General features: G+C 69.6%; 16 protein-coding genes and 1 tRNA gene. 10 read left to right on the plus strand and 7 right to left on the minus strand.

What is annotated here, in order from left to right; genetic code table 11:
• Positions 1–6: 6 nt before the first annotated feature.
• Both AB0I12_RS37050 and AB0I12_RS37055 read right to left on the minus strand, forming a co-directional pair.
• Entirely contained in the window at positions 7–1,905 is a 1,899-nt protein-coding gene (locus tag AB0I12_RS37050; RefSeq protein ID WP_359939291.1) for an alkyl sulfatase dimerization domain-containing protein, read from the minus strand.
• A 227-nt stretch (positions 1,906–2,132) separates the two neighbouring features.
• A tRNA-Arg gene (locus tag AB0I12_RS37055) sits at positions 2,133–2,206 on the minus strand.
• 160 nt (positions 2,207–2,366) lie between these two features.
• On the opposite strand from AB0I12_RS37055, the gene AB0I12_RS37060 reads away from it, so the two are divergent.
• From AB0I12_RS37060 to AB0I12_RS37080, 5 genes are all read left to right on the plus strand, one after another.
• A complete protein-coding gene (locus AB0I12_RS37060) occupies positions 2,367–3,968 on the plus strand; it encodes a PrsW family intramembrane metalloprotease (RefSeq protein WP_359939294.1) in 1,602 nt (533 codons plus the stop codon).
• Between the two features lie 1,891 nt (positions 3,969–5,859).
• Positions 5,860–6,093: a hypothetical protein gene (locus AB0I12_RS37065; protein ID WP_359939297.1), complete on the plus strand. Its 234-nt coding sequence runs from the start codon at positions 5,860–5,862 to the stop codon at positions 6,091–6,093.
• A gap of 39 nt (positions 6,094–6,132) precedes the next feature.
• On the plus strand, positions 6,133–6,513 hold the full coding sequence (locus AB0I12_RS37070; protein ID WP_359939300.1) for a hypothetical protein: 381 nt from the start codon (positions 6,133–6,135) through the stop codon (positions 6,511–6,513).
• A gap of 65 nt (positions 6,514–6,578) precedes the next feature.
• Entirely contained in the window at positions 6,579–8,279 is a 1,701-nt protein-coding gene (locus AB0I12_RS37075; RefSeq protein WP_359939302.1) for an ABC transporter, read from the plus strand.
• Positions 8,276–9,955 carry a GTPase gene (locus AB0I12_RS37080; protein WP_359939305.1) on the plus strand — a complete coding sequence of 560 codons (1,680 nt, stop codon included), beginning with the start codon at positions 8,276–8,278 and terminating at the stop codon, positions 9,953–9,955. Before AB0I12_RS37075 ends, AB0I12_RS37080 begins: the two co-directional genes overlap by 4 nt.
• A gap of 89 nt (positions 9,956–10,044) precedes the next feature.
• Here the strand turns inward: AB0I12_RS37080 and AB0I12_RS37085 are convergent, their stop codons facing one another.
• Both AB0I12_RS37085 and AB0I12_RS37090 read right to left on the minus strand, forming a co-directional pair.
• The gene (locus AB0I12_RS37085; RefSeq protein ID WP_359939308.1) at positions 10,045–10,662 is read right to left on the minus strand and encodes an SRPBCC family protein; all 618 of its coding nucleotides are present in this window, start codon (positions 10,660–10,662) and stop codon (positions 10,045–10,047) included.
• Positions 10,663–10,794: 132 nt separating this feature from the next.
• Positions 10,795–11,259: a single-stranded DNA-binding protein gene (locus tag AB0I12_RS37090; RefSeq protein WP_359939311.1), complete on the minus strand. Its 465-nt coding sequence runs from the start codon at positions 11,257–11,259 to the stop codon at positions 10,795–10,797.
• A gap of 104 nt (positions 11,260–11,363) precedes the next feature.
• On the opposite strand from AB0I12_RS37090, the gene ettA reads away from it, so the two are divergent.
• From ettA to AB0I12_RS37110, 4 genes are all read left to right on the plus strand, one after another.
• Entirely contained in the window at positions 11,364–13,046 is a 1,683-nt protein-coding gene (gene ettA / locus AB0I12_RS37095) for an energy-dependent translational throttle protein EttA (protein WP_359939314.1), read from the plus strand.
• Between the two features lie 127 nt (positions 13,047–13,173).
• Positions 13,174–13,506, plus strand: a complete 333-nt coding sequence (locus tag AB0I12_RS37100) for a metalloregulator ArsR/SmtB family transcription factor (protein ID WP_359939317.1) — start codon at positions 13,174–13,176, stop codon at positions 13,504–13,506.
• The gene (locus AB0I12_RS37105; RefSeq protein WP_359939320.1) at positions 13,503–13,982 is read left to right on the plus strand and encodes an SRPBCC domain-containing protein; all 480 of its coding nucleotides are present in this window, start codon (positions 13,503–13,505) and stop codon (positions 13,980–13,982) included. Before AB0I12_RS37100 ends, AB0I12_RS37105 begins: the two co-directional genes overlap by 4 nt.
• Positions 13,979–14,599, plus strand: coding sequence for a dihydrofolate reductase family protein (locus AB0I12_RS37110; RefSeq protein WP_359939323.1), 621 nt, complete (start codon positions 13,979–13,981; stop codon positions 14,597–14,599). The genes AB0I12_RS37105 and AB0I12_RS37110 overlap by 4 nt, the downstream gene beginning before the upstream one ends.
• Position 14,600: 1 nt before the next feature.
• Here AB0I12_RS37110 and AB0I12_RS37115 read toward each other — a convergent pair whose 3' ends face one another.
• From AB0I12_RS37115 to AB0I12_RS37125, 3 genes are all read right to left on the minus strand, one after another.
• The gene (locus AB0I12_RS37115) at positions 14,601–15,314 is read right to left on the minus strand and encodes a hypothetical protein (protein ID WP_359939326.1); all 714 of its coding nucleotides are present in this window, start codon (positions 15,312–15,314) and stop codon (positions 14,601–14,603) included.
• A gap of 30 nt (positions 15,315–15,344) precedes the next feature.
• Positions 15,345–16,217 (minus strand): aminoglycoside phosphotransferase family protein, encoded by an 873-nt coding sequence (locus AB0I12_RS37120; protein ID WP_359939329.1) that lies wholly within the window; start codon positions 16,215–16,217, stop codon positions 15,345–15,347.
• A gap of 74 nt (positions 16,218–16,291) precedes the next feature.
• Positions 16,292–16,750, minus strand: coding sequence for a MarR family transcriptional regulator (locus AB0I12_RS37125; protein ID WP_359939348.1), 459 nt, complete (start codon positions 16,748–16,750; stop codon positions 16,292–16,294).
• Positions 16,751–16,899: 149 nt separating this feature from the next.
• On the opposite strand from AB0I12_RS37125, the gene AB0I12_RS37130 reads away from it, so the two are divergent.
• A complete protein-coding gene (locus AB0I12_RS37130; protein ID WP_359939332.1) occupies positions 16,900–17,469 on the plus strand; it encodes a YceI family protein in 570 nt (189 codons plus the stop codon).
• The last annotated feature ends 127 nt before the right edge of the window (positions 17,470–17,596 follow it).

Raw genomic sequence — 17,596 nt, forward strand, 5'->3', positions numbered from 1 at the left:
AGAGGTTCACGGGGTGACGATCGCGAAGGCGGGGTCGGGCCGGTCGGTGAGGCTGCTGATCTTGGTGAAAATCGTCGGATCGCCGTCGAACTGGACGTCGTCGCTGCCCGCACCGCCGAGCATGCGGAGCAATTGCGGTTCGGTGAGCGTGATCACGAGGTCTGCGTCCTTGGTTCGGCTGGTCGGGTGGTGAGTGAGGACGCCGTTGGACAGTTCCATTCGGTAGCTGACGCCGGTGTCGCTGAAGCGCCAGAGGATGGATGCCTTGAGGTCCCAGGCGCGTCTTCCGTCGATGCGGATCGCGAGGCTGTCGAACAGTTGGGTGACGGTGAGGGCACTTGCCATCCCGGCCGAGCTCACGGGGGCGGGTGCAACCGGACCATGAAGTTCTTGTGCGCCGGTGAGGAAGTTGTTGCGCCAGGTGCCGCATTCCGATCCGTGGCCCAGGCGGGTGAACACCTCGCCGAGCAGCGTCTTCGCGCCGGCGTGGGCCGGGTCGGCGAACACGGCGTGACTGGCGAGCTCGGCCGCGAAACGGAGGTCTCCGGACTCGGCGAACTCGCGAGCCCGTTCCACCGTGGCCTCGACGCCCCCGATCACCTGGACGTAGCGGGCCGCCGCGGCCTCTGGCGGGTGCTGCCAGAGGTGGGCGGGGTTGCCGTCGTACCAACCGAGGTAGCGCTGGTAGATCCCCTTGACGTTGTGGTTGACAGAGCCGTAGTAGCCGTGGGTGTGCCAGACCGCGTCCAGCTCGGGGGGCAGTTCGAGCGTTTCGGCGATCTCGCTGCCGACATAGCCCTGGTTCATCAGTCGCAGCGTCTGGTCGTGCAGGAATGCGTACAGGTCACGTTGTTGCTTCATCAGCGTGACGATGTTGTCCGGGCCCCAGGTCGGCCAGTGGTGGGACGCGAACGCCACGTCGGAGTCGTCCCCGAACAGTTCGATGGCTTCGTTGATGTAGCGGGACCAGCCGCGGGCGTCACGCACCTCGGCACCGCGCAGCGTGAGCAGGTTGTGCAGGTTGTGGGTAACGTTCTCGGCCAGGCACAGGGCGCGCCGCTGCGGAAACTGAAAGTTCATCTCGGCCGGCGCTTCGGTGCCGGGCGTGAGCTGGAAGACGATCCGCACACCGTCGAGGGTCTCCTCCTGGCCGGTGCGCGTGATGTCCAGCGTGGGGGCGATCAATCCGACCGTGCCGGTCGAGGTGCCCGGACCGAGGCCGACTCCGAGGGTCCCGGTCGCGCTCACCGGCAGGCCCATTCCGGTGTGGTACAGCCCGCGACGAAGCATCGCCGTTCCGGCGTAGACGTTCTCCGACACCGCGTGCTCGAGGAACCCGGCCGGCCCCACGATCGGCACCTCCGTGTCGGCATCCACCACGCCGAGGACACCGCCGAAATGATCGATGTGCGAATGTGTGTAGATCACCGCCTGTACCTGTCGATCGCCGCGGTGCTCGCGGTAGAGCGCGAGACCAGCAGCAGACACCTCGGCCGACACCGCAGGGTCGATCACGATCACCCCTGCGTCGCCTTCGACGATGGTCATGTTCGACAGTTCGATGCCGCGCAGCTGGTAGATGCCGTCCGTCACCTCGAACAGGCCCTGGATCGACGTCAGCTGACTCTGCCGCCACAGACTCGGATTCACCGTGTCAGGACACTCTCCGGACGTGGCCGCGGTATAGGCATCAGCGTCATAGACGACCCGGCCGTCGGCTGCTTTGATCACCCCTGGCTCCAGACGCGCCACCAACCCCCGCGTTGCGTTCTCGAAATCCGTACGGTCGCTCAGGTCTGCAGGCACAATCAGGCTCCCTGGTCGTGGTGAACGCATCTGCCGCCACCTCACAATCGAGCCAGGCGAATCGCCTCCCCCTCGGTGGATGAGCTCGGCCTGGGCCACGGGCGCAACCGCGCGCACAGCCAACTTGGCGCCCGCCCCGCCGGCAGGTCCAACGCAGCAGCGCCCCACGCGCTCGGTACCCCAACCGATGGTCGTTGCCGATAGCGCACAACGCCCGACTCACGCCGGAAGCGCTGCCCCGCGACGGCCGGTGGTCACGGCCGAATCTCGTTCCAGAGTCGAACCTGGGCAGACACCGGTCCGGTATCTGCCCAGGTCACAGCTTGCGCGCCCGGCAGGATTCGAACCTGCGACCAACGGATTAGAAGTCCGACGCTCTATCCAGCTGAGCTACGGGCGCGTGGCACGGAAGAGTGTCTCAGATCTCCGGGTGATCGCGCCTCCGGGTTCCTGATCGTGACGGTTCGCGGCGGGCCGAAGTACAGGGTTGTCGTTCCATCCCGGTAACGCTGAGTGGGTGGTCCTGCCGCTGGATCTTGACCCCAACTAGGCTTCGGGGCATGAGTCACCCCTCACCAGGCCCGTCCGGCGCGCCGCAACCCGCAGCGGGGTCGGCGTACTCGCCCGGCGGGCCGTACCCGCAGCCCAACGTGCTCGGGAGCCATCCCGTGCCCGGGCAGCGGCGCAACCGCGGCGTGCTGATCGGCATCGTGATCGCTGTCGTGTTCGCGATCGCTGGTCTGGTGATCTTCGGGATCGTGGCCAAGTCGACCGGCGCCGGCGGCTTCACCTGGGGCCTGGTGTTCGCGTTCGTCCCGGTCATCCCGGTGATCGCGCTCTACCTCTGGCTGGACCGGTACGAGCCCGAGCCCACGAAGTACATCGTTTTCGCGCTCTGCTGGGGCGCGTTCATCGCCACGCTGGTCGCGATCTTCATCAACACCGAGGTGTCGCACCGCCTGGCCGAGACCGGCGTCGGCGGCGACCGGTCCGCGGTCTTCGTCGCCCCGCCGGTGGAGGAGTTCGCCAAGGGCTCCGTGATCCTGCTGCTGGCGCTGGTCCGGCGCAAGGAGTTCGACGGCATCATCGACGGCCTGGTGTACGCCGGGATGGTGGGCGTCGGCTTCGCCTTCACCGAGAACATCCTGTACTACGGCCGCGTCTTCAACACGCTCTCCGAGGAGGCCGGCAGCGACGCCGGCCTGCGCGGCGCGTTCGCGCTGTTCATCATCCGCGGCGTGATCTCGCCGTTCGCGCATCCGCTCTTCACGTCGTTCACCGCGATCGGCATCGGCGTCGCGATCCGGCACCGAAGTACCGCCGTACGGTATCTGGCCCCGGTCGTCGGGTATCTGGCCGCGGTCCTCGCGCACGCGGCCTGGAACGCGTCGGCGAGCTGGGCCGGCGGCGGGGGCTTCATCCTCGCGTACCTGTGTCTGATGGTGCCGCTGTTCATCTGCCTGGTCGTCTTCGCGCTGGTGATGCGGTCGCGGGAGGGGCAGATGATCGCCTCGCGGCTGTATGACTACGTCCGGTTCGGCTGGCTGGTGCCGCAGGACGTCCCGCTGATCGCGACGCTGCGCGGGCGCAAGGCGCTCCGGCAGAACGCTCGCCGGTACGGTGCCCAGGCGGAAGCCGCCGCGAAGGCCTTCCAGCACAACGCGACCGAGCTGGCGTACTTGCGCGACAAGATCGTCCGCCAGGTGATCGGCCCCGAGGCGCTGGAGACCGAGAAGTCGCTGCTCGACGAGCTCCGGGACCGGCGGCCGAGCGTCCCGTTCCCGCCGATGCCGGCGTTCGCCCAGGCCGCACCGCAGTACGCCGGTGCGCCCGGGTATCCCGGCGCGCCGATGCCGCCTGGGGGCCAGATGGGGCCTGGTGGACCTGGGGTGCAGGTGGGGCCGGGGGCACCTGGTGGGCCTGGTGTGCAGCCGGGGCTCGGCGGAGCGGGGCAGGGGGCGGGCGGAGCGGTGCCGGGAGCGGATGGCGCGGTGCCGGGCCAGGCGCCGTACCCGCGGCCGCAGGACGGTTATCCGCCTGCTCAATCTGGGTATCCCTCCGGACAACCCGGTCACGGAACCGGTCAGTCTGGTTACCCACCGGGACCCCCTGGTCGACAAGGACCGCCGGGAGGATACGGTCCGTATCCACCACCGCAGTGACTGCCACCCGTCCACGCCGCCAAACGGGGATGACGATGACTTTGCTTCTGCGCTGTCCGACCGGGCACTCTGTGCTCGTGGGCGGACGCCGTGGCTGACACCAGGTCAGCAGCTGGTGACGGTTCGGAACCGCGGGTTCCGAACCAGGATCAGCATGCCCAGGAGCTGGCGAACCTCATCGCCCAATCACCCCCCAAGCCCCGAGGCTTCTGGCGCCGCCGCCGCAAAAAGCCCACCGACGACCCCACCCCCTCCACGGCAGCCACGCCGCCCGGAGGCGGCCCAGCCGCCGCCCAGCGCGGGGCTGACTCGGACCAGCCCCTGCCAGCTGCCACAGAAGCCCAGCCGAGTCCCGGCGCGTCCAGCGCCCAGCCGGTGGACGGCTCGGCGAGCGCTCAGCCTGGAGACGCGACGGCCAGCACGCAGCAAGGGGCCGACTCGGGCGAGGCCCAGCCAAGATCGGCCAAGGCTCAGCCGGGTTCCGACTCGACCAGCGCCCAGCCGACGGACGGCTCGGCGAACGCTCAGCCTGGAGACGCGACGGCCAGCACGCAGGAAAGGGCCGACTCAGGCGAGGCCCAGCCAAGATCGGCCAAGGCTCAGCCGGGTTCCGGCTCGTCCAGCGCCCAGCCGGCGGACGGCGCGGCGAACGCTCTGCCTGGAGACGTCGCGGCCAGCGCCCAGCAAGGAGCTGACGCGGGGGAGGCCCAGCCGGGATCGGCTGAGGCTCGGCCGGGCGAGGAGTCTGGAGTGGCCCAGCTGGGCGACGGCACTGCCGACGCCTCGACGGACGCCCCAGTGGCCTCCGCAGCCGGCGACGCCGCAGGCGTGTCAGCAGACGGCAAAGCTGCAGACACGCCCGCAGGGGCCCGCACGAGGGCAAAGGGGACAGCTGACGCCCCCGCCCCGGCTGATGCGTCCACCGACGCCGATCGAGGCGCGGTGGCCCCAGGGACCGGGCCCCAGGATGGAACTGCCGGAGAGACGTCTGCCGTGCAAGCCGACGCAAAGGACGCTTCCGCCGTGGAAACTGCGTCGGGCAACGGCCAGGCCTCAGATGGGCTGACAACCGCGGAAGGCGGCGACCCGGGCACGGTAGACCCCGAGGCCTCCGCACGTTCGGCAACTCCTGGTACGACGACCGGCCGGGCGGACGGCCCAACCGGTACGTCGACCGCCGAGCAGGCCGCTGTACGTCGGGCAACCGCGGCCGACCGCCCACGGTCGGCTGTAGGTGTCGTGTATGAGCCTGACGAGTCGCCTGACGGATTCCCTCTCGAGTACGGCAACATCATCATCGGCCTCCCCAAACAAGCGGAGAAGGCCGACGCCTCAGCTCCCACGGCCCAGGCCGCCGACGGTGCCGATGAGCCGGACTCCGCGGACCTCGTCGACGGCGTGGACCCCGCAGACCGTGCCGACGAGGCGGATCGTACGGGCGACCGAGACGAAGCGAGCCCGGCGGACGGTGCGGGCGAGGGTGCCGGGTCCGGCGACACGGCTGAAGCTGGCGCGGCTGAGGCTAGCGACGCGACTGAGGCTGACGGTGCGGCTGAGGCTGGCAACGCGGCTGAGGCTGGCGACGGGCCTGAGGCTGGCGAGGCGGCTGAAGCTGGGGGCCGGGCTGGAGCCGCCGGCGGGGCTGGAGCTGGCGCGGCGGCTGGGACTGTCGGGGGTGCCGAGGGGGCGGCGCCTGACTCTCAGGGCGACGTACAGGGCGATGCAGCGGTGGAGGCGCCCGCGGCGGCTGCCGGCGATGGCGAGGCTGGCGACGGGGCTGCGGAGGCTGCGGACGAGCAGCCCTCGGAGGGTGCGGCCGAGGCTGGCACTGCGGACGGCGAGTTGTCTGGAGGCGGCGAGGCGGATGCCTCAGCCGGCCCGGTGGACGCGGGTGCTGAGGCTGGTGCGGGCGTTGCTGAGGGCGCGGATGTGGCTGCAGGGGCCGCTGGGGCGGCTGGTGATGAGCCTGCTGGGCAGTCCGATGAGTCTGCGGGTGCTGAGCAGGCCGATGGGTCGGCTGGCAGCGCCGGCGTGGATGGTCCCGGCGACGAGTCGATCGATTCCTCGGCGGCGGACGGCGGCGCAGAGGTTGCTGCCGCGGCGGATGGCGCTGATGAGTCTGTAGACGGAGCTCTCGGCGGTGACGGCGAGGGTGCGTCGGGAGATGGCTCGGCTGGTGACGCTGCCGCTGAGCAGGACGGTGCGGCTGCAGAAGGTGCTGTCGAGGGCGGTGCCGCCGGCGTTGGCGCTGGCGACGAGCCGGTGGTTCCGGTCGGCGAGGCGGGTACGTCGGGCGATGGCTCGGCTGATGGTGCCGCCGTTGCGGCTGCTGAGGACGATGCGGCTGACGGCGCTGCTGCCGAGGGCGACGCTCCCGAGGGCGACGCGCCCGAGGATGATCCGGCCAGGGGTGGTGCTGCCGAGGGTGACGCGGCTGAAGGTGACGCGGCCGAAGGTGACGCGGCTGCGGGAGGTGTTGGTGAGGGGGACGGGGCCGAAGGGGCTTCGAGCGACGGTTCTGAGGGGCGGGATGAGCCTGAGCTGACTGGGGAGGAGTTGGCTCGGCGGTTGGCGGCTGAGCAGGCTGCTATGGCGCTTATTACGGCGCTGATGAAGTTGCGGGGGGTGCTGGCGGGGAGTCAGTTGCCGTTGGAGGTTGTGGGGGCTGACGAGGCTCGGCAGCAGCAGAAGGCGATGCTGGATCAGCTCGACGACTACTTGTTGCCGCGGCTGGTGCAGCTCGAGGCTCCGATTCTGGCTGTGGTGGGTGGGTCTACGGGCGCCGGTAAGTCGACGCTGGTGAACACGGTGATCGGCAAGGTCGTGAGCGAGCCGGGCGTGCTGCGGCCCACGACGCGGTCGCCGGTGCTGATTCACCACCCGGCTGATGCCGACTGGTTCGTGGGGGACCGGGTGTTGCCGGGGATGGCTCGGACCAGTTCGGACGAGCCGGGCGGCATGGAGGACGCGGGGCAGTTGCGGCTGGTGGAGGCCGACACCGTGCCGCGGGGCCTGGCGATCCTGGACGCGCCGGACATCGACTCGGTCGTCGAGACGAACCGTGATCTCGCGACCCAGCTGCTCGCGGCGGCGGATCTGTGGTTGTTCGTGACCACGGCGGCCCGGTATTCCGACGCGGTGCCGTGGGAGTTCCTGCAGAGCGCGTCGGATCGCAGTACGGCGGTCGCGGTCGTGCTCGACCGGGCGCCGAGCGAGACGATCGACGACATCACCGGCCACCTCGCGCAGATGCTGCTCGAGCGCGGGCTCGGGGAGTCGCCGCTGTTCTCGATCCAGGAGACGGTTGTCGACGGCAACGGGATGTTGCCGCAGCCGGCCGTTGCCTCGATCAAGGACTGGCTGGCGGACCTGGCCGCTGACGCCGAGGCGCGGGCGGCGGTCGTGCGCCGCACGCTGCAGGGCGCGGTCAGTGCGATGGTGAAGAAGACCCCGCCGTTCGCCGAGGCGGTGAAGGCGCAGGCCGACACCGCGGTGGAGCTGCGGTCCTCGGTGGAGTCGGCGTACGACCAGGGCGTCAAGGACATCGCGAAGGCGGGCCAGGACGGGACGCTGCTGCGGGGCGAGGTGCTGGCCCGGTGGCAGGAGTTCGTCGGGACCGGCGAGCTGCTGAAGGGTCTGCAGTCCAATGCCGGCCGGTTGCGGGATCGGTTGAAGAGCTCGCTCGGCAACAAGCCGGCGGAGACCCGTGACGTCAGCGACGCGATCCAGTCCGGTCTGGAGTCGTTGCTGGGTGAGCACGCGACCGCTGCCGCGGAGCGCGCGGAGAAGGTGTGGCAGGCAACTGCTCCCGGTCGCCAGCTCCTGGCCGCCGCCGAGGCGAATGATGCCGAGGGCAACAGCGGGCAGTCGCTGGGCGTGGTGTCGGAGGACTTCGCGGCCGCTGCGAGCCGGGCGGTCCGGGCGTGGCAGACGTTCGTCCTCGAGTTGGTCCGCAAGGAAGGCGCGGACAAGAAGTCGACGGCACGGATCCTGGAGTACGGCGTCAACGGGCTGGGCCTCTCGCTCATGGTGGTGGTGTTCGCCAGCGGGGCAGGCATTCCGAAGGGTGCCGAGGCCAGCGCCGGCGCGGGCAGCGCGGTCGTCGGGAAGCGGCTGCTGGAGGCAGTTTTCGGCGACAAGGCCGTTCAGGGCATGGTGGACAAGGCACGCGAGGAGCTGGACGGTAAGGTTCATGCCCTGATGGATGCCGAATTCGCCCGGTATCTGGCTGTCCTCGACCAGCATCCGGTCGACGCCGAGACGGCCAGGCAACTCACCGAGGCCGCGCGCGCGGTGGAGGACTGCACGTGACGGAAACAGTGGATACGGTCGAGACCCCGGTGCGGGCCGAGACCGATGTCCTGAAGAAGATCGACGCGCTCGAGGCAGCCGCGGAGGCCGGCGACGGTCGGCTCGACCCCGTGGTGCTCACCGAAGCCGGGCAGATCGTCGACCGGGCCGCGCAGCGCCTGCGCATGTCGGGCGACCTGACGGTGGTCGCGCTCGCGGGCGCGACCGGCTCGGGGAAGTCGTCGCTGTTCAACGCGCTGACCGGGCTCGACCTGGCCGCGATCGGAACCCGGCGGCCGACGAGCTCGATGCCGCTCGCCTGTGTCTGGGGTGACGAGCCGGCCGGTGAGGTGCTGACCTGGCTGGGCATCCCGCGCCGGCACCAGGTGCAGCACCGCAGCTCGCTCGAGGAAGCCCATTCCGAGGACCTCGACGGTCTGGTGCTGCTGGACCTTCCCGACCACGACTCGACCGAGGTCGAGCACCGGCTGATCGTCGACCGGCTGGTGGAGCTGGTCGACCTGCTCGTATGGGTGGTGGATCCGCAGAAGTACGCCGACGCGGCGCTGCACAACCGGTACATCAAGCCGTTCGCCTCGCATTCCCCGGTGATGGTGTTCGCGCTGAACCACATCGACAAGCTGACGCCCGACCAGCGCAAGAGCTGCCTCGAGGACCTGGACCGGTTGCTGAAGTCGGACGGCCTCAAGTCGCCGACCGTCGTCGCCACGTCGGCCACCAGCGGCGACGGTCTGGAAGAAGTCCGTTCGCTGCTGGTCAAGCGGGTCAGCAACAAGCGCTCCGCGCGGGAGCGGCTCGCGGCCGACGTCGATCGGGTCGCGGACCGGATGGCGAGCCAGTGCGGCAACGCCAAGACGCCGGAGATCGCCGAGGCCGACGTCACCGAGCTCGTCGACGCGCTCGCGGACGCGAGTGGGCTGTCCGTCGTGTCGGACTCCGTACGTCGCTCCTACCTGCAGCGGGCGCGGGCGGCGACCGGGTGGCCGTTGACCAAGTGGCTCGGGCGGTTCCGTCCGGATCCGTTGCGGCGGCTGCACGGCGACCAGGTGTCGCGTGAGCAGGGCAAGGCGCTGCGCAGGTCCGCGGCGAGCGAGGTCGCGATCGCGCGCTCGTCGTTGCCTGCGGCAACGCCCGTGCAGCGGGCGCGGATGGATGCCGCGGTCCGGACGATCACGAACAAGGCCGCCGAGGGCCTGTCGCGCCCGTGGGCGGACTCGGTGCGTACGGCGATCCGGCGGCGCGAGGAGTCGCTCGGCGACGAACTCGACCAGGCGGTCGCGCGAACCGATCTGGGTGTGTCCGGCAACCCCGGGTGGTGGGGCTTCGCCAGGGTCGTGCAGTGGTTGCTGTTCCTGGTCACGCTCGGCGGCGCCGCGTGGCTGATCGCCGTGCTGGTGGCGCGGATCGCCAACCGGAACGATCCGCCGCTGCCGGAATGGAACGGCATTCCCTATGCGTGGATCATGCTGGTCGGTGGTGCCGTCCTTGGAGTGGCGCTCTCGTTCGTCTGCCGGGTGTTCGCCACGAACGGCGCGCTGCGGCGCTCCCGGCAGGTGGCGACGGCGCTTCGCGCCGAGCTGGTGAACGTTGCCGACAGCCACGTTGTGGCGCCGGCGCGCGAGGAGCTCGCGGCGTACACGAAGTGCCGGGACAGCGTCGCCGCTGCCCGCGGATAGTCCGCCGCCCGCCGGCGGTTCTGCCGGCGGGCAGGCGGTGCTCGACCGCCGCGCCTCTCGGATGAGACGACGCGCGGCGGCGAGGGCGATCAGAGCTCGGCGTCTGGCGCGTACTGCGACAGGGAGATCTTGGCGGCGCTGAGGAGATCCTCCTCGGTCGTGGTGCCGGACGCCCGGATCGCCTCGATCCAGGCGCGGACGGACTGCTCGTTGTAGTCGACGACCTCGGGAGAGTTGGCCATCTCGACCGGGTCGGCGTCGGCCGGGAGCTCGCCGGTGACGTAGAGGGCGAGGCCGAGCAGGCCGCCGTCCCAGCCCGGCCCGACCCAGAGCGCGCCGGAGCCGCCGGGCGCCGGGGCCTCGCCCATCGAGTGCTCCAGTTCGAGCTCGGTGGAGGAGTCCGCGCCGGGCAGCAGTCGGAGCTCCAGCAGGCTGGTCGGGCCGCCGAAGGTCACCTTGAACCGCTTCGGCGGATCGCACTCCAGGATGTCGCCGCCGGCGTTGCCCTCCAGCTGGAACGAGCCGCCGACCTTCAGGTCGCCGCTGACCGGCATGAACCAGCGCCGCATCCGCTCCGGATCCGTCAGGGCGTCCCACACCTCGGCCGGCTCGGCCCGGTAGGAACGGCGCATCAGCACCGTCACGGTCTCGCCGGTGCGGCTGACCTCGCGCTGGACCGCGTTGATGTGCTCGAGGATGTCGATCACGGGTGGTTCCCTCTCCTGAAGCTGTCTGGAGACCACCACAATGCCGGGATTCACTTATATAAGTCAACACTGACCTATGGGGTTCGGCGGCGTCGCCGACCTTTGCTGCGAGGTCGCTGGGAGTCGTCGAGCTCATGCGGCGTCCGCCGCCAGCGGGAGCGAGGTGACGGAGTACTCGTCGGCGGGGAACGGGGTGGCGGTGACCTCAGACGTGGAGGTTTCGGAGGAGCGGAGCGCGGATTTGGTGTAGCTGGCGGTGCCTCGGTTCAGGTCGTGGCCGATGGCGAAGGCTTCCAGGACCAGGCGGCTGCGAGGCTCGCCGTTGTCGTCCTTCCACTCGTGGGTGCGGAGTTTGCCGGCGACGATGACCGGTTGGCCGAGCTGCACCGAGTCGGCGGTGTTCTGCGCCAGCTGGCGCCAGCACTCGACCTGGAACCAGGTGGTGGTCTTGTCGATGAAGTAGCCGAGGTTCTTGTCGAACTGTCTCGGGGTGGAGGCGAGCCGGAACGACAGGTGCGGGGAGTGGCCGCGCTCCTTGAGGTCAGGATCGCTGCCGACGCGGCCGAAGACTGTCACATAGGTTTCGTTGAGGCTCATGGGATCGCCTTCCGTGAAGAGTTCTGTCGACGGAGAAGATGCACCGATCGGGGCCGGGTCGGGCGGGGAAAGTCGGAGGCTGTGGATGACATAGGCTCTGGGGTATGGCGGAATTCATCTACACGCTTCGCAACGTCCGGAAGGCGCACGGCGACAAGGTCGTTCTCGACAATGTGACGCTGAACTTCCTGACCGGGGCGAAGATCGGCGTGGTCGGGCCGAACGGCACCGGTAAGTCCTCGCTGTTCAAGATCATGGCGGGGCTCGACCAGCCCTCCAACGGCGAGGCTCGGCTGGCCGAGGACGCGACGGTCGGGATCCTGCTGCAGGAGCCGCCGTTGACCGAGGGCAAGACCGTGCTGGAGAACGTCCAGGAAGGCGTCGGCGACACCAAGCAGAAGCTGGACCGCTTCAACGAGATCTCCGCCGAGCTGGCCGATCCGGACGCGGACTACGACACGCTGCTCGCCGAGATGGGCGACCTGCAGACGGAGCTCGACCACCGCAACGCCTGGGACATCGACGCGCAGCTGGAGCAGGCGATGGACGCGCTGCGCTGCCCGCCGCCGGACGCGATCGTCGACAAGCTGTCCGGTGGTGAGCGCCGCCGGGTCGCGCTCTGCAAGCTGCTGCTGCAGCAGCCTGACCTGCTGCTGCTCGACGAGCCCACCAACCACCTGGACGCCGAGTCCGTGCTGTGGCTCGAGCAGCACCTGCAGAAGTATCCGGGCGCCGTCATGGCGATCACCCACGACCGGTACTTCCTGGACAACGTCGCCGAGTGGATCCTCGAGCTCGACCGCGGCCGCACCTACGGGTACGAGGGGAACTACTCGAAGTACCTGGAGACCAAGCAGCAGCGCCTCGTCGTCGAGGGTCAGAAGGACGCCAAGCGGCAGAAGATCCTGGAGCGCGAGCTCGAGTGGGTCCGGTCGAACGCGAAGGCCCGGCAGACCAAGAGCAAGGCCCGGCTCGCGCGGTACGAGGAGCTCGCCGCCGAGGCCGAGCGGAACCGCAAGCTCGACATCGACGAGATCAACATCCCGCCGGGCCCGCGCCTGGGCAGCACCGTGCTCGAGGTGAACAAGCTGGAGAAGGGCTTCGGCGACCGCAAGCTGATCGACGGCCTGAGCTTCAGCCTCCCGCGGGCCGGCATCGTCGGTATCGTCGGCCCGAACGGCGTCGGCAAGTCGACCCTGTTCCGGATGATCGTCGGCGAGGAGCAGCCGGACGCGGGCTCGCTGAAGCTCGGCGAGACCGTGAAGATCTCGTACGTCGACCAGTCGCGCGGCGGCCTGGACCCGAAGAAGACGGTCTGGCAGCAGGTGTCCGACGAGCTCGACTTCATCAAGGTCGCGAACTTCGAGATGCCGAGCCGGGCGTACGTCGCCTCGTTCGGGTTCAAGGGCCCGGACCAGCAGAAGCCGACCGGCGTCCTGTCCGGCGGTGAGCGGAACCGGCTGAACCTGGCGCTGACGCTGAAGATGGGCGGCAACCTGCTGCTCCTCGACGAGCCGACCAACGACCTGGACGTCGAGACCCTGCAGTCGCTCGAGGACGCCCTGCTGGAGTTCCCGGGCTGTGCGGTGGTCGTGTCCCACGACCGGTGGTTCCTGGACCGGGTGGCGACGCACATCCTGGCCTGGGAGGGCAGCGACGACGACCCGGCCAACTGGTTCTGGTTCGAGGGCAACTTCGCGGCCTACGAGGCGAACAAGATCGAGCGTCTCGGCCCGGAGGCGGCGCGGCCGCACCGCGTCACCCACCGCAAGCTCACCCGCGAGTAACGCGAACAGCCCGAAGAGGTATCCGCCGACGCGAAGGGCCCCGCTCCGCATCAGGAGCCGGGGCCCTTCGCGCGTTCCAACACTTAGCCCTTGCGCTAACTATCGAGCCGAGGCAATACTTAGCCTCATGGCACAGTATTCGGAGCAGGTCGACGGTGTCTTCGTGGCGCTCGCCGATCCGACGCGGCGCAGCGTCATCCGGCGGCTGGGGCGGGGACCGACGAGCGTGGGCGAGCTCGCGGCGGAGTTCCCCATCACGCTGCCGTCGTTCATGAAGCACGTCCGGACGCTCGAGTCGAACGGGCTGATCCGCACCGTGAAGACCGGCCGGGTGCGCACCTGCGTGCTCAACCGGGAGCGGCTGGAGCTGGTGGACGGCTGGCTCGCCGAGCAGCGGCGGATCTGGGAGGAGCGCACCGACCGGCTGGAGCGCTTCGTCATCGAGGAGGAGGAATCGTGAGTCGTACAGGGTTCGATCCGGAGCTGGACCTGATGGTGGAGCGGGTGATCCGCGCGCCCCGCGAGGCCCTGTGGCGGGCCTGGACCGATCCGCGACGCTTCGAGCAGTGGTGGGTGCCGGCGCCGGCGCTCTGCCGGGTCGAGCGGTTGGAGATTCGGCCGGGCGGGGCGATCGTGACGCGGTTCAGCGAGGACGGCGGCGACTTCGTACCGCATCTCGAGGCGGTCGTCCTGGTGGCCGACGAGCTCGAGCGGATCGCCTTCACGAACGCGATCGACAGCACCTGGCGGCCGGCGGATCCGCGGCCGATCGCGATGACGGCCGAGGTGCTCCTGGACGACCACCCGGACGGTACGGCGTACCGGATGATCGCCCGGCACGGCGACCCGGCGACTCGCGGCCGGCACGCGGAAATGGGGTTCGCGGACGGATGGGGAACGGTCACCGAGCAGCTGGCGAAGTTGGTGGAGCGATGAAGCTCGTCCTGACGGAGTTCGTGACGCTCGACGGCGTCAGCCAGGGGCCGGGCTCGCCGACCGAGGACACGACCGACGGCTTCACCCGCGGCGGCTGGCTCGTGCCGTACATCGACGAGCTCTTCGTACGCCGGACGGCCGAATGGCTCCAACGCGCCGACGGGCTGCTCCTGGGGCGGCGCACGTACGACGCGTTCGCGCGCGACTGGCCGCAGGTCACCGACCCCGACGATCCGTACACCGAGCGGATGAATTCGCTACCGAAGTACGTCGTGACCAGCTCCCGAACCGCGGGTACCTGGCATCCGACGACAGTGTTGACCGGCCTCGACGACGTCGGCGAGCTGAAGCGGCAGCCCGGCGGCGAGCTGCAGATCCACGGCAGCGCACGGCTCGGGTACGCGCTGTTGAAGGCGGGGCTGGTCGACCTGGTGCGGCTGGTCGTCGCGCCGACTGTGCTCGGCGCCGGAAGGCGGCTGTTCGAGCAGCCGGGTGACGCGGCAGGGCTGAGGCTTCAGGCGCAGGAGGCGACGCCGAGCGGACTCATGCTGCTCGAGTACCAGGCGGTCGGCGCCGCCCCGGTGGGGGAGTACGAAGGCGTCACGGCGTACGTCTGAGTCAGCCCTCGTCGCCGAGGTCGTGGCCGGTGGGGCCTTCGAGATGTCCCCAGCCAAAGGACCTGCCAGTGTTCGGCTCGAATCCGGCGAACGGGATGAAGTTCATGCCGGCGGTGGCCGCGAAGTACCCCTGACCGTACGGCGTCACGGCTGCGCCCGCCTCCCAGTACGGGATCTCGCGGCTGCCGCACTTGACGTAGCGAACCTTCGGCTGGTCACCTTCGCCGATCCGGGCGGCGTCCTGGGCACAGGCCGGTACGGTCCGGGTGCCGACCTTCGGCTGGGTCCAGACGATGTCGGTCGTCGACGGACCGTGCTGCGGGTTGAAGAAGCACGGAACCCGGCGCTCCGGCACCGGTTCGCCGCGCATCCGCGCCTGGACGCAGACGATCGCGTAGCGACCGGTCGCCAGCGTGTCGGTGACGGAGCTGATGCCGTCGGCGGCCCGGATGCGCGTGGCTGCCCGCTGTGCCGCCTCGTACGCGTCGAGTGCGACCTGGTAGTCCGCCCGCGCGTCCGGGTCGAGCGGATGCCCTTCCACCTGCGTGTCCAGCCGCCGCAGTTCCTCGCCGAGCAGCGTCACGTCCTCGTCGGCCAGCTTGCGGATCTGCTCCAGTTCCTCGGCGTCACCGCGCTGCGCGGCTCGCCGGTCCCAGAAGTACCGGCCCGCGAGTGCCAAACTCCCGCCCCCCAAGGCGGCCAGAAACCACCACATCTTCCGACGGTAACGCCGGTGGCCGCCCGGCTAAACGGTCTGCGCCTGATAGTCGGTCAAAACGTTGCCGACGACGCGCAGGTCCTCGGTGATGAGCGCCTTCCAGAGCGCCCAGCCGCGGGCCCTGGCCCAGGTGCCGGCGTCCTGGCCGACAGCCTCCCGGAAGGCGGCGCGGGAGGCGCCGGAGAAGAAGGTGTAGGCGATCACCAGGTCGCACGCAGGGTCGCCGACTCCCGACGTACCGAAGTCGATGACCGCGGAGAGCCGGCCGTCGCGGACCAGCAGGTTGCCGTTGGCGATGTCGCCGTGGAACCACACCGGCGGCCGGTCCCAGGATGTCGCCAGCGCCGCGTCCCACACCTCACGCGCGAGATCGGTGTCGATCCGGCCCTTCAGAGCGGCGAGGGCCTCGATCGTCTCGTCGTGGTAGTACGCCGGGGGCCCGCCGCGATGGAAGCTGTGCGCACCGGCGAGCGGCCCGCCGGTGGGGTCGACGTCCTGCAGGGCGCGGATGAACTCCGCGATCGACCGAGCGAAACCGGGCAGGTCCGTCACGGTGTCCGCTGACGCGGTCCGGCCGTCGATCCAGCGCCGGATCGCCCACGGGTGCGGGTAGCCCTCGCCGGGCGCTCCCTTAGCGACGGCCTCGGGGATCTCGACCGGGAGCTGTGGACCGAGAACCGGCAGCCACGTGTGCTCCTTGTCCACGGCCGCCACGTAGCTCGCGTGCGTCGGCAGCCGAGCGGTCAGCCCGGCGCCGAGCCGGTACGTCCGGTTGTCCCAGCCGTCGACCTCGACCGGCGTCACCGGCAGGTCGGCCCACTGCGGGAACTGCTGTGCGATCAATCGCCGTACCAGCGCTGCGTCGATACCGGCCCGGCCGTCCTGGGGAAGTTCCGTCACGCGAAGAAGGTTCCCCGACGCGGACGGCCGGTCTCAAACGCTTTAGGTCCTGTCTGGTGATCCAGCCGACGGCTTCAGCGTTGGCCGATGTGCTCGGAGACGGCGTCGAAGACCCGGCCGACCGCGGCGAAGTCCTCGGGGCTGGCGAGGTTGACCAGGTTCTCCCGGACGCCCTCGACGTGGAACGGCGCGGCCTGCTCGAGCAGGGCCAAGCCGGCGTCGGTCAGCTCGGCCCAGACGCCGCGCTTGTCACTCGTGCACGACGTGCGGCGGACCAACTCGGCGGCCTCCAGGCGGCCGACGGTGTGCGTCAGGCGGGACCGGCTCTGGTGCAGCCGATCGGCGAGGTCGGCCATCCGGAGCCGCCGGTCGGGCGCCTCGGAGAGCCGCACCAGGATCTCGTAGTCGTTGATTCCGAGGCCGAACTGGCGCAGATCCTCGTCGAGTTTGGCCATCAGGCGTGCGGTGCCCAGCAGGTACGCACGCCACGCCACCTGCTGCTCGGCGTCGAGCCACCGAGTCCCCCGGTCCATCTCAGTCTCCATCGTCACGGGAACAGTGTAGCGGGAATGTAGTTGACTTTTAAACCGTTACTGCCTACTGTCGTAGTCATCGGTTGAAGTTTTAACTACCACGGCTGCGTCGCCCCCGACCAGTACGAACCACCTTCCGAGAGGACCCCATGAGCGACACCACCACCGGCACCGCGACCAGCAGCATCCCCGGCCTGGTCGCCGGCACGTACGCCCTCGACACCGCGCACAGCGAGGTCGGCTTCACCGTCCGCCACCTGATGACCAAGGTCCGCGGCACCTTCCAGGAGTTCAGCGGCGAGATCGTCGTCAAGGACTCCATCGAGGAGTCCACGACCAACGTCGCGATCGAGCTGGCGTCGGTGCACACCCGCAGCGAGCAGCGCGACGGGCACCTGCGCTCCGGCGACTTCTTCGACGCCGAGAACAGCCCGAAGATGACCTTCGTCAGCACCGCCATCAAGCCCGAGGGCGACGACTACGTCCTGGCCGGCGAGCTGACCATCAAGGACGTCACCAAGCCGATCGAGCTGGCCGTCGAGTTCCTCGGCGTCGACCAGAACGCCTACGGCCAGACCATCATCGGTTTCGAGGCCTCCGCGTCGATCAGCCGCAAGGAGTGGGGCATCGACTTCAACGTGCCGCTCGAGGGCGGCAAGCTGCTGATCGGTGACAAGGTGGACATCCACCTCGACGTCCAGGCCGCACTGCAGGCCTGACCCCGGCAAAACCGAAAGACCCCGCGCCGCTCGGCGGTTTCAAGGGGTCGTCGCAACACCGCCTTGGTTTCTAGGTGGTGAGTAGATCACGTAAGCGCTCGGCTGGGGTGTCCCAGCCGAGCGTTTT

Origin of the sequence: Kribbella sp. NPDC050459 (assembly GCF_040655315.1) — a bacterium.
Lineage (GTDB): Bacteria > Actinomycetota > Actinomycetes > Propionibacteriales > Kribbellaceae > Kribbella.